The organism is Intestinimonas sp. (assembly GCF_026169115.1).
GTDB lineage: Bacteria > Bacillota > Clostridia > Oscillospirales > Oscillospiraceae > Intestinimonas.
In genome coordinates this window covers 1-15021 of the sequence record NZ_JAPFEA010000107.1, presented here as the reverse complement: position 1 = coordinate 15021, position 15021 = coordinate 1, and the positions used below count along the sequence as shown (strand labels likewise).

The 15021-nt window shown below is 64.1% G+C and carries 12 protein-coding genes; all 12 read left to right on the top strand.

Annotated features, from left to right (window positions below; all coding sequences use genetic code 11):
• The first annotated feature begins 478 nt into the window (after positions 1–478).
• The 12 genes from mraZ to Q0Y09_RS09430 all read left to right on the top strand — a co-directional run bounded on the left by mraZ (position 479) and on the right by Q0Y09_RS09430 (position 14753).
• Positions 479–892 carry a division/cell wall cluster transcriptional repressor MraZ gene (gene mraZ / locus Q0Y09_RS09485; RefSeq protein ID WP_297720738.1) on the top strand — a complete coding sequence of 138 codons (414 nt, stop codon included), beginning with the start codon at positions 479–481 and terminating at the stop codon, positions 890–892.
• Positions 893–911: 19 nt separating this feature from the next.
• Positions 912–1844 carry a 16S rRNA (cytosine(1402)-N(4))-methyltransferase RsmH gene (gene rsmH, locus Q0Y09_RS09480; protein ID WP_297720736.1) on the top strand — a complete coding sequence of 311 codons (933 nt, stop codon included), beginning with the start codon at positions 912–914 and terminating at the stop codon, positions 1842–1844.
• Between the two features lie 52 nt (positions 1845–1896).
• Positions 1897–2454 (top strand): hypothetical protein, encoded by a 558-nt coding sequence (locus Q0Y09_RS09475; protein WP_297720733.1) that lies wholly within the window; start codon positions 1897–1899, stop codon positions 2452–2454.
• Positions 2455–2564: 110 nt separating this feature from the next.
• Positions 2565–4994, top strand: coding sequence for a penicillin-binding transpeptidase domain-containing protein (locus Q0Y09_RS09470; RefSeq protein ID WP_297720730.1), 2430 nt, complete (start codon positions 2565–2567; stop codon positions 4992–4994).
• A 29-nt stretch (positions 4995–5023) separates the two neighbouring features.
• On the top strand, positions 5024–6502 hold the full coding sequence (locus Q0Y09_RS09465) for a UDP-N-acetylmuramoyl-L-alanyl-D-glutamate--2,6-diaminopimelate ligase (RefSeq protein WP_297720727.1): 1479 nt from the start codon (positions 5024–5026) through the stop codon (positions 6500–6502).
• Between the two features lie 80 nt (positions 6503–6582).
• Complete coding sequence (gene mraY / locus Q0Y09_RS09460) at positions 6583–7590, top strand: phospho-N-acetylmuramoyl-pentapeptide-transferase (RefSeq protein ID WP_297720725.1); 1008 nt, start codon at positions 6583–6585, stop codon at positions 7588–7590.
• A gap of 35 nt (positions 7591–7625) precedes the next feature.
• Entirely contained in the window at positions 7626–8834 is a 1209-nt protein-coding gene (ftsW, locus tag Q0Y09_RS09455; RefSeq protein WP_297720723.1) for a putative lipid II flippase FtsW, read from the top strand.
• Between the two features lie 12 nt (positions 8835–8846).
• Positions 8847–9971, top strand: a complete 1125-nt coding sequence (gene murG, locus Q0Y09_RS09450) for an undecaprenyldiphospho-muramoylpentapeptide beta-N-acetylglucosaminyltransferase (RefSeq protein WP_297720720.1) — start codon at positions 8847–8849, stop codon at positions 9969–9971.
• 76 nt (positions 9972–10047) lie between these two features.
• Positions 10048–11334 carry a UDP-N-acetylglucosamine 1-carboxyvinyltransferase gene (murA, locus tag Q0Y09_RS09445; RefSeq protein ID WP_297720717.1) on the top strand — a complete coding sequence of 429 codons (1287 nt, stop codon included), beginning with the start codon at positions 10048–10050 and terminating at the stop codon, positions 11332–11334.
• 81 nt (positions 11335–11415) lie between these two features.
• Positions 11416–12192 (top strand): FtsQ-type POTRA domain-containing protein, encoded by a 777-nt coding sequence (locus Q0Y09_RS09440; protein ID WP_297720714.1) that lies wholly within the window; start codon positions 11416–11418, stop codon positions 12190–12192.
• A gap of 127 nt (positions 12193–12319) precedes the next feature.
• The gene (gene ftsZ / locus Q0Y09_RS09435; protein WP_297720711.1) at positions 12320–13453 is read left to right on the top strand and encodes a cell division protein FtsZ; all 1134 of its coding nucleotides are present in this window, start codon (positions 12320–12322) and stop codon (positions 13451–13453) included.
• Positions 13454–13823: 370 nt separating this feature from the next.
• Entirely contained in the window at positions 13824–14753 is a 930-nt protein-coding gene (locus Q0Y09_RS09430) for a magnesium transporter CorA family protein (RefSeq protein ID WP_297720708.1), read from the top strand.
• Positions 14754–15021: the final 268 nt, after the last annotated feature.

Here is a 15021-nt window from a genome sequence, read left to right as displayed (position 1 = left end):
CAGCAGCCCTCCGGCGGCGGCGCGCCCGCCCAGGGCGGACGCAGCGTCTATGACGCCGAGGCGGACGACTGAGAAAGACCCCTGCCCCCGCGCTGCAAAAATAATTTTTTCACAGCCCACGGCGGGACAAGTCTTCGGACTTGCCCCGCCGTTTTTTGTTTGCAGCGGCGCGGACCAAAAAAGTTTTCCACAAACGGTGCAAAAATGTACCCGGAAATCCCTGCAAGGGGATAGAACGGGACCATTTTCAAAACATTTCCAAAAAGAGGGACGGACGGGCTCCGGCTGACAGAGAAATAGAACAAATGTTTTAATGCAAAAAAGAGTCGATTTTTCCCGAAATATCTGGGAAATTCGGAGAAAAAAGAAGGAATAAACCCTTGCAATTTCAAGGCAGAACCATTATACTGGAACTACTGGTGGAGTGAAATGGAGCGAAATAGAGTAAAGTGGAGGGAGATGAACGGCTTTGGGCAGCGTGACCGGCACCTACGAGCACAGCGTCGATGCCAAAGGCCGGCTGTTCATTCCAGCCAAGCTCCGGGAGGAGCTGGGCGAACCCTTCTACTTGGCCATGGGCGTGGATACCTGTCTGGCCATCTATCCCCAGGAGAGCTGGGACCGCTTCACCGCCAAATTTGCCTCTCTCCCCATCAGCAAATCCAAAGCCATGCGGTCCCTGTTTGCCAACGCGGTGAAATGCGTGCCGGACAGCCAGGGCCGCATCGTCATCCCCCAGCGTCTGCGGACGTACGCCGACCTGGGGAAGGACGTGGTCATCATCGGCGTACACGACCGGGCGGAGATCTGGAGCGCCGAACGCTGGAATACGGAAGAGGAGGAAATGACGCCTGAGAAGATGGCGGCGCTCATGGACTCCCTGGAATTGTAAGGAAGGGAGGCGGGCCGCCATGGCTCTGATCCACAAGCCGGTGCTCCTGCGGGAGTGCCTGGATGGCTTGAAGATCCGCCCCGAGGGGACCTATGTGGACGGTACCCTGGGTCGGGCGGGCCACTCCCGGGAGATCGCCGCCCGTCTCACCACCGGCCGGCTCGTCTGCATCGACCGGGACCAGGCGGCCCTGGATGCGGCGCAGGACAGGCTTGCCGGCCATCTGGACAAGGTGAAGCTTATCCACGGCAACTTCGGCGATCTGGCCGAACTGCTGGACGAGCGGGGGATCTCCGGGGTGGACGGCATGCTGTTCGACCTGGGGGTGTCCTCCCCTCAGCTGGATGACCCGGAGCGGGGCTTTTCCTATATGCACGACGCGCCGCTGGACATGCGGATGGACCGGTCCGAGGTCCTCACCGCCGATACCGTGGTCAATCAATGGCCCCAGGAGGAGCTGCGGCGGATCCTGTGGCAGTATGGCGAGGAGCGGTACGCCCCTCAGATCGCCGCCGCCATCGTCCGCCGCCGGGGGGAGCGCCCCATCGGCACCACTCTGGAGCTGGTGGACGTGATCCGGGGCGCCATGCCGGCCCAGGCTCTGCGGGAGAAGCAGCATCCCGCCAAGCGGAGCTTCCAGGCCATCCGTATCGCCGTCAATGACGAGCTCACCGCCGTGGACCGGATGCTCCGGGCTGCGGTGCCCAGGCTTGCGCCGGGGGGGCGGCTGTGCGTCATCTCCTTCCACTCCCTGGAAGACCGTATCGTGAAAAACGCCCTGGCCGAGCTGGCCAAGGGCTGTACCTGTCCCCCGGATTTCCCGGTGTGCGTGTGCGGCAAGACCCCACAGGTCAAGCTGACGCCCCGGAAGCCCATTTTACCCACAGCGGAAGAGATTGAGGAGAACCCACGGGCCAGGAGCGCCAAGCTGCGGATCGCGGAGAAGCAGTAGCCCCGGCCCGTCGGGCGCGTTTTCCCACACAAAAGAGATTGGAGTGACCTGCATGGCGAGTGCCACGGCACAGAGAAGAAACCGAACTGCCCAACCCCGCGGTACCTACGGAAACCTGGCCTATGCCCAGCCCGCCGCCAGGCCCCTGGAGCGGGGCGGCGGCCAGGTCCTTCGTCCACAGCCCAAGGTCCGGCCCAGGGAACGGGCCCTGACCCGGCCCAAGGTCCAGGTCCGGGAGGCCGGCCAGATCTCCGTTTTTGCGGTGGCGGGCTTTCTTGCGGTGGGGGTCTTTGCCGTGCTGCTGATGCTCAGCACGGTGCAGCTCACCATGGTCAGCGATGAGGTGGTCTCCCTGCGGGGGCAGCTCTCTGACCTCCAGAGCGAGGAGGCCAAGCTGATGGCCCAGTATGAGCTGGCCTTTGACCCCAGCACCATCGAAGACCGGGTGACCGCTGACGGCAGCATGGTCAAGCCCGCAGCCGGCCAGATCTATACGCTGGACCTCTCCGAGGACGACAGCGTGGTCTATTACGATCAGGCGCAGGAAGACCACGGCATCCTGGATGCCGCGCGGGGCATGATCGACGGCGCACTGTCATATTTCCGCTGAGCCCATGCATACAGTGTGAGAGAAGCGGGCCATAGAGAAGACCAAAGGGCGTAAGAAAACAGAGCTTTTCTTACGCCCTTGCGCGTCATTGAGAGCATGAGGAGACCAGCATGGCACAGAAAAAGCGCAAGACCGGTACGGACGGCGCCGACCGCCGCCAGAACAGCACCATCCTGGGCCGCACCATCTTCCTGATGATGATGTTTGGTGTGGCGGCCTTTGTCCCACTGCTGTGGAAGCTGTGGCAGATCCAGATCGTGGACTACCGCTTTTACCAGGAGAAGGCCATCAGTCAGCAGACCAGAGATATGCTGGTCACCGCCCCCAGAGGGACCATCTACGATACCCAGGGCAACATCCTGGCGGTGTCCACCGACGTCTACAATGTGGTCATCTCCCCCAAGGACATCCTGGCGGCGGAGGAGACCAAGGCCAAGAAGGGGAAGGAAAAGGCCGCCAAGGGCAAGGAGCTCACCGACGCGGAGAGCGCCGCCATGGCGGGGAGCTACCAGACCTTCGTGGCCGAGGGTCTGGCGGAGATCCTGGGGATGGAGACCGACGTGGTCCGCAAGCGCATGGAGAACACCGCCTCCCAGTATGAGGTCCTCCAGTGGCGGGTGGACGACGCCGTCTCCGATGCCGTCCGGGCCTTTCAGGAGGAAAATGGGCTCTACCCCGGCGTCTACCTCCTGCCCGACACCAAGCGGGTCTACCCGTATAGCTCCCTGGCCTCTCAGGTCATCGGCTTTGTCAACGTCAACGACAGCAACCGCGGCGCCTTCGGGATCGAGGCAAAGTACGAGGATGTGCTGGCGGGGGAGCCGGGCCGGGTGGTAACCGCCAAGAAAAACGACGGCACCGAGATGCTCTCCAGCTATGAAAGCTATGTGGACGCCCGGCCCGGTCTCAATATCCAGCTCACCATCGACGCCACCATCCAGAGCTATTGCGAAAAGGCCCTGGCCGACGGTCTCACGTCCTACGAGGTGCGCAAGGGCGGCTTCTGCATCGCCATGAACCCCAAGACGGGGGCCATCCTGGCTATGGCGTCCTCGCCGGGCTACGACCTCAACAACCCCAGGACCATCTCCGACCCTGTCCTGGCGGCCTACCTGGAATCAGTGAAGAACGATCCCGCCACCAATCAGGAAGCCTACGCCAAAGCATTGGCAGACGCCCAGTTCTCCCAGTGGTCCAACCGGGCGGTCACCGACACCTACGAGCCCGGCTCCACCTTCAAGATCATGGTGCTGGCCGCCGCCCTGGAGGAGGGGGCGGTCACCCAGAACTCCCATTTCTACTGCCCCGGCTACAAGGTGGTGGCCGACCGGCGGATCAGCTGCTCCAAGCACGAGGGCCACGGGGACCAGAACCTGGCCCAGGCGGTGGCCAACTCCTGCAACCCCGCCTTCATTGAGATCGGGCAGGTCCTGGGCGCGGAAAGGTTCTACCAGTACCTGCTGGACTTCGGCATCATCGGCAAGACGGGCATCGACATCCAGGGGGAGGCCGACAACACCAATCTGGTGTGGACCCAGGAGTACTTCACCGGGCTCTACGGCGAGGTCTCTCTGGCCACCGCCTCCTTCGGCCAGACCTTCCGTATGACCCCCATCCAGCTGGTCACCGCCGCCAGCGCCGCCGTCAACGGCGGCCACCTGATGCAGCCCTATGTGGTGCAGGCCCTCACCGACCAGGAGGGCAACGTGGTGGAGCAGACCCAGCCCACGGAGATCCGGCAGGTGGTCAGCGAGTCCACCTCTGCCCTGGTCCGGGAGATGCTCTACGGCGTGGTCAACGGCGGCACCGGCAAAAATGCCAACGTGGAGGGCTACCGTATCGGCGGCAAGACGGGCACCTCGGAAAAGCGGGACGAGGACACCGGCGACCTCATCGTCTCCTTCCTGGGGGTGGCCCCCGCCGACGACCCCCAGGTGGTGGTCCTCATCGCCTTTGACAGCCCCACCCCCGTGGTGCCGGGCAGCGACTACACCTCTCACGGCTTCTACATCAGCGGCGGCAACATGGGCGCCCCGTCAGCCGGTCCCCTCATTGCCGACATCCTGGACTATCTGGGGGTGGAGAAGGTATACAGCGACGCATCCTACGCCGATGTGGTGGTGCCCCAGACCGTGGGGTTGAGCCAGGCCGACGCCATCAAGCTCCTGCAATCCAAGGGCCTGAACTACCGGGTGGTGGGAGAGGGCGCCGCCGTTACCGATCAGCTCCCGTCCCAGGGGGTCTCCATCCCCGGCAAGAGCGAGGTGGTCCTCTATCTGGGCGCCGAGAAGCCCACCGGACAGATCGCCGTTCCCGACCTCACCCGCATGACGGCGTCGGCGGCGGAGAAGGCCCTGACCAAGCTGGGGCTCTACCTGCGGCCCGTGGGCGTCACAGACTATTCCGACACCACCATCGCCACGGAGCAGTCCATTGCGGCGGGGACCATGGTGGACCCGGGCACCGTGGTGGAGGTCCACTTCATGGACACCGCGGTCCAGGACTACGCCGAGAACGGAACCATCTCCAATATCCATTGACCCATCGAACCGGCAGAAGGAGGCGTGCCATGCGACTGAAGGAGCTGCTGAAGGGAGTGCCCCTCGTGGGCGGGACGTGGAAAGATGACACGGAGATCACCGGCATCAGCTGCGATACCCGCACCATGAGACCGGGGGACCTCTTCGCCGCCCTTCCGGGCTATAAGGCGGACGGTCAGGATTTTATTCCCCAGGCTCTGGAGCGGGGGGCAGCGGCGGTGCTCTGCCGCAAGGCCCCCGCGTTTCCGGGCCCCTGGCTGGTGGCGGAGGACCCCAGGGCCGCCATGGCCCTCCTCTCCGCCAACTGGTTTGGCCATCCGGCAGAGAAGCTCACCTGCGTGGCTGTCACCGGGACCAATGGCAAGACCACCACGACCTATCTTTTGAAGGCGGTCCTGGAGCGGGTCCCGGGGGCCAGGGTGGGCCTCATCGGCACCAACCAGAATCTGATTGGTGACCGGGTCCTCCCCGCCAGCCGGACCACGCCGGAGTCCCTGGACCTCCAGGCCCTCCTCCGGGACATGGCCGACGCCGGCTGCACCCATGTGGTGATGGAGGCATCCTCCATCGCCCTGGACCAGCGGCGGACCTTCGGCATCCGCTTTGCCGCCGCCATCTTCACCAACCTGACCGAGGACCATCTGGACTACCACGGTACCATGGAGTCCTACCGGCGGGCCAAGGGACTGCTTTTCCAACAGACCGACCTGGCCGTCCTCAATCTGGACGACGAGGCCGGAGCCTGGTATGCCGAAAACGTCGGTTGTCCCATCTTCACCTATTCCGAGCGGAAGGACCGGGCCGACCTGGTGGCCAAGGACCTGCGCCTTTTCCCCAGCCATGTGGAGTTCGAGGCGGTGGCGAAAAACGTCATCGGACGAATCTTTCTCCCCATCCCCGGCGGCTTTTCCATTTATAACGCCCTGGGGGTCATCGCCTGCGCCCTGAATCTGGGCGTGGGCATGGAGCACATCGCCGCCGCCCTCCGGTCAGTCTCCGGCGTGAAGGGGAGGGTGGAGGTGGTGCCGGTGCCGGCGGCCTATACCGTCATCATCGACTATGCCCATACCCCGGATGCCCTGGAGAACATCCTCACCACCGTCCGGGACCTCACTGACCGGCGGGTGCTCTGCCTGTTCGGCTGCGGGGGAGACCGGGATCGGACCAAGCGGCCGGTGATGGGGGCCATCGCGGCGGCGCTTGCCGACCTGGTGGTGGTGACCTCCGACAATCCCCGCACCGAGGAGCCGGCGGCCATCATGGCCGACATCCTCCGGGGCATGGAGGGGACGGACACCCCGGTGGAGGTGGAGCCTGACCGGGTGAAGGCCATCCAAAGGGTCTTGGCCCTGGCCGGCACCGGCGACGTGGTGGTGCTGGCGGGGAAGGGCCACGAGACCTACCAGGAGGTGGGGGAGGAGCGCCTTCCCCTGGACGAGCGGGAGGTGGTGGCCCGCTGCTTCGCCAGTGGGGCCGTTTCTGCGAAAAAAGGGGGATTCCACCCGTAATCTGTGGATTTCTCCGATTGTGGATTCCCACGGGCCGTGGTATAATCCCCCTTTGGGAATTTACCCAGGAGGTTGAAAATATGAGAATTCTGATCGCCGCACTCTGTTCCTTCGTGCTGTCGGCTGTGGCCGGCAAGCTGCTCATCCCCGTGCTGCGCCGGATGAAGGCCGGCCAGTCCATCAAGGAGGACGGCCCCACCTGGCACATGTCCAAGCAGGGCACGCCCACCATGGGCGGGCTCATGTTCATCTTCGGTATCCTGGCCACCGTTGTGCTGGTCGGCTGGCCGGACCTGCTCCAGGGGGATTTCCGGGCCCTCTTTGTCTTCTGCTTTGCCCTGGTCTTCGGCGTCATCGGCTATCTGGACGACTATGAAAAGGTGAAGAAGCGGGAGAACACCGGCCTGACCGCCGGGCCCAAGTTCCTCCTCCAGCTGGCCGCCGCCATCGCCTTCACCGCCCTGCTGCGGTACTTCGGCTATCTGGCCCCCCACCTGTACGTCCCCTTCCTCCAGGTCACCATCGAGCTGCCCTGGGTGGTCTACATGGCCTTCGCCGCCTTTGTCATGGTGGGCACCGTCAACGCCGTCAACATCACCGACGGCGTGGACGGCCTGAGCTCCAGCGTCACCCTGCCCGTGGCCGCCTTCTTCGCCGTGGTGGCCTGGTACTGGGGCGTCCCCGACCTGGGCGTCTTCGGCGGGGCCCTCTTCGGCGGGCTGTGCGCCTTCCTCATCTACAACCACTACCCCGCCAAGGTCTTCATGGGCGACACCGGCTCCCTCTTCCTGGGCGGGGCCGTGTGCGGCCTGGCCTTCGCCTTTGATATGCCCCTGGTGCTGGTCCTGGTGGGCATCGTCTACATCGCCGAGACCCTCTCCGACATCATCCAGGTGGTCTATTTCAAGGCCACCCACGGCAAGCGTATTTTCAAGATGGCTCCCCTCCACCACCACTTTGAGATGTGCGGGTGGAGCGAGAAAAAGGTGGTGGCCGTCTTCGCCCTGGTGTCCCTTCTCTTCTGCGCCCTGGCCTTCCTGGGCGTGGCGGACCGGTACGCCGCCGTTCTGGACGCCAACCTCTTTTAAGCTGTCCACACTTTCCCGGAAAGGCAGGAGATCCCATGGCCCGAAAACTCAAACGCGACCTCACCGTAGAGGAACAGCTGGCACGTGGGCCGCTGGACCTGCCCTTCCTCATGCTGGTGCTGATGCTTACCGCCATCGGCGTCATCATGATGTTCTCCGCCTCCTATGCCGACGCCCTCTACAAGATGGGCGACCCGACCTACTACTTCCTGCGCCAGGGGCTTTTTGCCGTGGGCGGCGTGGTCATCATGTACGTCATGAGCAAGATCAACTATCAGACGCTGCGGTGGCTCTCTGTATTTGCCCTGGCCGGCTCCATCGTCCTGCTGGTCCTGGTCAAGGTCCCCGGCATCGGCGCCAGCGGCGGCGGTGCAAACCGCTGGATCAGAGCCATCGGTCCCCTGCCCCGGTGGCAGCCCTCCGAGGCCGCCAAGCTGGGGGTCATCCTCTACTTTTCTGCCCGGCTCTCCAAGCGGAACACGGAGAAGAAGCGGCACTTCAACAAGCGGACCTACACCGGCCACTTCCTGGAGCTGCTGGACCGCATCGGCTTTCTGGAACTGGTGCCCTACGGGGTGGTGCTGCTCATCATCACAGTGCTCCTCCTCGCCCAGCCCCACCTCTCCGCCACCATCCTCATCCTGGCCATCGGCGCCTCCATCCTCTTTGCCGCCGGCATCCGCCTGGGGTGGTTCGCGGCGGGCGGCGGGCTGGTCGTGGCCGTGTTCTGGGTGGTCATCAACGCCACCGACTACATGGCAGACCGCATCGCCATCTGGCAGGACCCCTGGAGCGACATCCAGGGGGAGGGCTACCAGATCGTCCAGTCCCTCTACTCCATCGGCTCCGGCGGTCTGCTGGGCCTGGGCTTCGGAAACTCCCGGCAGAAGTTCCTCTACCTGCCCGAGCTCCAGAACGACTATGTCTTTCCCATCGTGTGCGAGGAGCTGGGCTTCATCGGCGCGACCATGATCCTCTTCCTTTTTGCCCTGCTCATCCTCCGGGGCTACTGGCTGGCCCTCCATGCCCGGGACCGGTTCGGCGCCCTCCTCATCGTGGGCATCACCACGCAGGTGGCCGTTCAGGTCTTCCTGAACATCGGTGTGGTCACCAACCTCATTCCGCCCACAGGTATCTCCCTGCCCTTTTTCAGCTACGGCGGCACCGCCTTGGTGATCCAGCTGGTGGAAATGGGCATCGTCCTCAGCGTATCCAGACAGATCCCGGCCCCCAAAGCCGGATGAGAAGGTGTTGAAGTGAAGATCCTCTTTACCTGCGGCGGCACCGCCGGCCACATCAACCCGGCCATCGCCCTGGCCCGGCTCTTTCAGTCCCGGCATCAGGACTGTCAGGTCCTCTTCGCCGGGGCGGACAACGGCATGGAGCGGACCCTGGTGCCCCACGAGGGCTACGAGCTGCGTACCGTCCACGTGAACACCATCCACCGGGCGTGGAAGTGGAAGGACATCAAGCACAATGTCATGACGGTGGTCACCCTGCCCCAGGCCCGGCGGCAGGCCCGGGCCATTTTAGACGAGTTCCGGCCTGACCTGGTGGTGGGGACCGGCGGCTACGCCTCCTACCCCGTGGTGAAGGAGGCCGCCCGGCGGGGCATCCCCACCGCCGTCCACGAGTCCAACGCCGTCCCCGGACTCACCACCAAGCTCCTGTCCAAGGTGGTGGACCGGGTCATGGTGGGCTTTGAGGACTCCCGGCAGCACTACCCCCACCCGGAGCGGGTGGTGGTCACCGGCACCCCGGTCCGCCGGGATTTCTTTGACCACACCCGGAGGGAGGCCCGGCAGGCCCTGGGGCTCGCCGATGACCGCCCCCTGGTCCTCTCCTATTGGGGGAGCCTGGGGGCCGACGTCATGAACCGGTATATGGCCGACTTTCTGTGCGCCGAGGCGGCGGAGGGCTTCCCCTTCCACCACATCCACGGCGCCGGACGGAACTACAAGAGCCTGACCGCCGCCCTTGGGGAGCGGGGCGTGGACCTCAACGGTGGGGCGGAGGTACGGGAGTACATCTACGACATGCCCCTGGTCATGGCCGCCGCCGACCTGGTGGTGTGCCGGGCCGGGGCCTCCACCATCTCGGAGCTCACCGCCATCTCCAAGCCCTGCGTGCTGGTGCCCTCCCCCAATGTCACCAATAACCACCAGGAGAAGAACGCCCGGGTGCTGGAGCACCACGGTGGGGCGGCGGTGCTGCTGGAGCCGGACATCGACGGGGCGGCCCTCTACCGGCAGGTGAAGGAGCTGCTGGCCGACCCGGAGCGCCGCGCCGCCATGTCGGCGGCTCTGGCCGAACTCTCGGTGACCGACGCCGCCGAAGAGATCTATCAGACTCTGATATCCCTCATGAAGGCGGGGCGGTAAGCACTGCCCGCTGTCACCCCTCCCACCCGACGCATAGTATGGCCTGAGACTTGGAATATGCGGAGGGTGGACGGTCATGAGCATTTATGAGGTGGAAGGCGGCAGAACGCTGGAGGGAACGGCCACAGTCCACGGGGCCAAGAACAGCGTGCTGCCTATTCTGGCGGCGGCGGTGCTGTGCCCCGGCATCAGTGTGGTACATAATTGTCCCGATTTGTCCGATGTCCGGGCGTCCATCGCCATTCTGGAGCATCTGGGCTGCCGGGTGGAGCGATCCGGAGACACCGTGGCGGTGGACGCCTCCGGCCTGACCCGGAACGACGTGCCGGACGCCCTGATGCGGGAGATGCGCTCCTCGGTGATCTTCCTGGGGGCCATCCTGGCCCGCACCGGGGCGGCTGAGCTGAGTATGCCGGGGGGCTGCGAGCTGGGACCCCGGCCCATCGACCTCCACCTGGCGGCCATCCGCGCCCTTGGGGCGGAGGTCCGGGAGGAGGGAGGCGCCCTTCACTGTGCCCTGCCCAGCGGCGGGCTGCGGGGCTGTCAGATCGATCTGGCTATCCCCAGCGTGGGGGCCACCGAGAACGCCATGCTCTGTGCCTGCGGCGCGGCGGGGACCACCACCATCAACAATGCCGCCCGGGAGCCGGAGATCGTGGACCTCCAGGCATTTCTCAGAGCATTGGGGGCCGACGTCCGTGGGGCGGGGACCTCTACCGTCACCGTCACCGGTGGCAGACCGCTCCACGGGGGGGAGCACACCGTCATGCCGGACCGGATCGTGGCGGCCACGCTGCTGTCGGCGGCAGCCGCCGCCGGCGGGGAGGTGGAGCTCCTGGGAACGGACTACCGCGCCCTCTCCACCGTCACAGCCATCCTCACGGAGGCCGGCTGCCGGGTGCGCAGCGGCGAGAAGCAGATCGTTCTCCGGCGGGACCGCCCCCTCCAGGGAGTGCATCCCATCCGCACGGCCCCCTACCCCGGCTTTCCCACCGACGCCCAGCCGCCCCTGATGGCGGCCTTGTGCAGGAGCCAGGGGACCACCGTCTTTGTGGAGAATATGTTTGAAAGCCGCTACCGCCATGTAGATGAGCTCTGCCGCATGGGAGCCCGGATCAGGGTGGAGGGCAGAGTGGCGGTGGTCTGCGGGGTGGAGGAGCTCCGTGGGGCGTCCCTCCGGGCTGCCGACCTGCGGGGCGGGGCCGCTCTGGTGGTGGCCGCCCTGGGCGCGGAGGGGGTGAGCCGCATCGAGGGCCTGAGCCACATCGATCGGGGCTACCACGGCCTGGAGGGCACCCTTTGCAGTCTGGGCGCCCGGATCCGCCGACTGGAGGGTGACCGGGCGGACTTGCCCAACTTGTAAGGATTTCTTAACGATTTTCTTAGGTTCTTGTGGTATACTGGGCCAGCACAAGAAAAACAGAACGACACTCGGAGGCGGGCCATGGCATCACGGCGTTCCAACAAAAGAAAACAGCGGAACCGGGGACGCTTTGGCCTCCTCTATAAGGTCTTGTCTCTCATCATCATCCTGGCGGCCATTGCCGCTGGCTGCGTGGTCTTCTTCCGGGTGGGGGAGATCACCGTCTCGGGCATGGACCGCTACACCGCCCAGGAGATCATCGACGCCTCCGGCGTGGAGGAGGGGGATAACCTCTTTCTGGTGGGAGGGGCCGGCACGGCGCAGAAGATCTACTCCAGTCTCCCCTATGTGGACGAGGTGAACATCCGCCACGCCCTCCCGGACGGCATTGTCATCACCGTCACCGAGCGCACCCCCGCCGCTGTGGTCCAGGGTGGCGAGGGCTGGTGGATCGTGGATGCCAAGGGAAAGATCCTGGAGCAGGTGGCCTCCGCCGGGCAGACCAAAGTGGCGGAGGTATCCGGCCTCACCGCCCTCCTCCCCGCCGTGGGAACCACCCTGGCGGTGGAGGACAACGAGAGCTTCCGGCTGGAGAGCCTGATGGATCTCCTGACCGCGCTGGAGGAGCGGGGCATCCTGGGGGAGGTGTCGGACATTGACCTTACCTCCGCCGCCGAGGTCACCATGGTCTACGATGGGCGGCTGAGGGTAAAGATGCGCATGAGCGACGACTTTATGTGGCAGACCCGGGTGCTCACGGAATCCCTGGCCCAGGGCATCATCCAGCCCAATGAGCGGGGAGTCGTGGATCTCACGCTGGAGCAGCCCCGATTTATCCCGGAAACTGCCGGAACCTGACGGGGAAAGTGGAACGAAATCTCGCGCAGACTATTGACCTCGTGGGGAAAGCGCGATACAATACAGTATATTGGTATGCGTCTACCCAGCTTTACTATCACTAGTTGTTTACATAGGAGGAACGGGCATGGCTTTTGGATTGGATACAGGGCCTGAGAGCGTCGTCACCATTAAGGTCATCGGCGTGGGCGGTGGCGGCAGCAACGTGGTCAATCGCATGGTGCGCTCCGGCGTACAGGGCGTGGACTTTATCGCGGTCAATACGGACAAGCAGGCGCTGACGACATCCAGCGCCACTTACAAGATCCAGATCGGTGAGAAGCTCACCGGCGGTCAGGGCGCAGGCTCCAATCCGGACGTGGGCCGCAAGTCCGCCGAGGAGAGCCGGGGCCAGATCGCCAAGGCCCTGGAGGACGCCGACATGGTCTTCATCACCGCCGGCATGGGCGGCGGCACCGGCACCGGCGCGGCCCCCATTGTGGCCGACATCGCCAAGGAGGCGGGGCTCCTCACGGTGGGCGTGGTCACCAAGCCCTTTGCCTTTGAGGGGCGGCGCCGGATGATCCAGGCCGAGGCGGGCATCGAAGAGCTTCGGAGCAAGGTGGACTCCCTGGTCATCATCCCCAACGAGCGGCTGAAATTTGCCACCGACCAGAAGATCACCTTCCAGAACGCCTTCGAGATCGCCGACGATGTGCTCCGCCAGGCCGTGCAGTCCATCTCCGACCTCATCAAGAACACCGGCTTTATCAACCTGGACTTCGCCGACGTCACCGCCGTCATGAAGGACGCCGGTATGGCCCACATGGGCGTGGGCCGTGCCGCCGGCAAGAACAAGGCCGAGGAGGCCGCCAAGATGGCCATTTCCAGCCCCCTGCTGGAGACCTCCATCAACGGCGCCCACGGCGTGCTGGTCAACGTCACCGGCTCCATGGACATCGGTCTGGAGGAGGTGGAGACTGCGGCCAACCTGGTGCAGCAGGCCGCCCATCCCGACGCCCTCATCATCTTCGGCGCCGCCTTCGACGAGGAGCTGGAGGACGAGATCCGGGTCACTGTCATCTCCACCGGTTTTGAAGAGGGCGCCGGAGGCATGCCCTCCAATCCCTTCTCCGCTGGCCGGGAGGCCGCGGCGAAGGCCGCTGCGCCCGCCGGCGCCAAGGCAGCCGGTGGGGAGCGCCCCGTGCTGGAGCCCCTTTCCGAGGAGCCGGAGCAGGACCCCTTTGAGGACATTTTCAAGATCTTCAACCGGGACCACTGAACCGCTGTGTGATTTCATACCGCCCGTCCGCAGAACTCTGCGGACGGGCGGCTTTTTCTGCCCCCGGCGGGAAGTCGCCCTTGCAATCCCGGACAAAGAGGCATATAATAGAATATACTGGATCAAGCGCCCGGCGAGACCGGGCAAAACTGAGCAAGAAGGAGTGATATGCGCCGTGAGCGGTGACCCTCTGAGTCGAAGATCTGATCTATACAGCGCGGCGCATAGGCTCCGGGCCTGACCAGCACGGCTGGCAGGACCCGCGCGCCTTGTACGCCGCTTGCCCTGGCGGGGGGACCCGCAGGGGCGGCAAAAACAAGGAGGGCGGGATTTTTGTCCATTTCCCGCGCCCCGGAAAGGCGTGATACCAATGCTGACCATTCACAAGACCATCAACGGCCAGATGACCAAGCTGGACAAGGCCGAGGACGGCTGCTGGGTGAATCTCACCTACCCCACGGAGGACGAGATGTCCACCGTTACCGCCCTGCTGGGCATCGACCCCGGGTTCCTGCGGGCGGCCCTGGATGAGGAGGAGACCTCCCGGATCGACACCGAGGACGACCAGACCCTCATCATCATCGACCTGCCTGCGGTGGAGAAGGGGGATGCGGTGGTCTACTCCACCCTGCCCCTGGGCATCATCGTGGCGGAGAAGTGCATCATCACAGTCTGCCTGAAGGAGACCCCGGTGATCCGGGACTTCCAGGACGGCCTGGTGAAGAATGCCGAGACCCAGAAGAAGACCAGCTTCATCCTCTATCTGCTTTTGCAGGTGGCCAAGCGATTCCTCCAATACCTCAAGCAGATCGATAAGATCTACAACTATATGGAGCGGCAGCTCTACAAGTCCCAGCGGAACAAGGAGCTCATCCAGCTCCTGGATCTGGAAAAGTCCCTGGTCTACTTCAATACGTCCTTGAAGGCCAACGAGGTGACGCTGGAAAAGATCCTCCGGGGCCGCATCATCACCCTCTATGAGGAGGACCACGACCTGCTGGAGGACGTGCTCATTGAGGTGCGTCAGGCCATTGAGATGGCCAATATCTATTCCTCCATCATCTCCGGCATGATGGACGCCTTTGCCAGCGTCATCTCCAACAACCTCAACGTCATCATGAAGGTCCTGACCTCCATCACCATCCTGCTCACCATCCCCAATATTGTCTTCGGCTTCTATGGCATGAACATCAACGGCAGCGGCCTTCCGCTGGACCAGTTCTGGTGGGTCCCCCTCCTCATCGCCGGCGGTCTCATCGGCATCATCGCCATCATCCTGAAGAAGAAGGATCTGTTCTGAAGTAAAGACCCCGGGCCGCTGATTCGGCCCGGGGTCTTGTGTTAGGGGGCCATTCTCGGCCTGCGAGACAGGATTCTCGGGCTGTGGGGTGGTGGCGGGAGCAGATTCCGTGCTAAAATGACGCCAAAGAAAGACCTGCTAACAAAAGTCAAGTAGAAATTTCAGGTTTTGGGAGCAGCGAAAAAGGCAACACAAAATCAAGCCGCTGAACAACTCAAAATCGAAACGGCGGCCAGCCAGATGGTATAACGCAGGGAAATCAGTCGTG

Bases quoted from the DNA above. Each gene is read 5' to 3' on its own strand.
- rsmH (WP_297720736.1), top strand. From the start codon at position 912: ATGGCTCTGATCCACAAGCCGGTGCTCCTGCGGGAGTGCCTGGATGGC.
- murA (WP_297720717.1), top strand. From the start codon at position 10,048: ATGAGCATTTATGAGGTGGAAGGCGGCAGAACGCTGGAGGGAACGGCC.
- ftsZ (WP_297720711.1), top strand. From the start codon at position 12,320: ATGGCTTTTGGATTGGATACAGGGCCTGAGAGCGTCGTCACCATTAAG.
- Q0Y09_RS09430 (WP_297720708.1), top strand. From the start codon at position 13,824: ATGCTGACCATTCACAAGACCATCAACGGCCAGATGACCAAGCTGGAC.
- Q0Y09_RS09470 (WP_297720730.1), top strand. From the start codon at position 2,565: ATGGCACAGAAAAAGCGCAAGACCGGTACGGACGGCGCCGACCGCCGC.
- ftsW (WP_297720723.1), top strand. From the start codon at position 7,626: ATGGCCCGAAAACTCAAACGCGACCTCACCGTAGAGGAACAGCTGGCA.
- Q0Y09_RS09465 (WP_297720727.1), top strand. From the start codon at position 5,024: ATGCGACTGAAGGAGCTGCTGAAGGGAGTGCCCCTCGTGGGCGGGACG.
- Q0Y09_RS09475 (WP_297720733.1), top strand. From the start codon at position 1,897: ATGGCGAGTGCCACGGCACAGAGAAGAAACCGAACTGCCCAACCCCGC.
- Q0Y09_RS09440 (WP_297720714.1), top strand. From the start codon at position 11,416: ATGGCATCACGGCGTTCCAACAAAAGAAAACAGCGGAACCGGGGACGC.
- mraY (WP_297720725.1), top strand. From the start codon at position 6,583: ATGAGAATTCTGATCGCCGCACTCTGTTCCTTCGTGCTGTCGGCTGTG.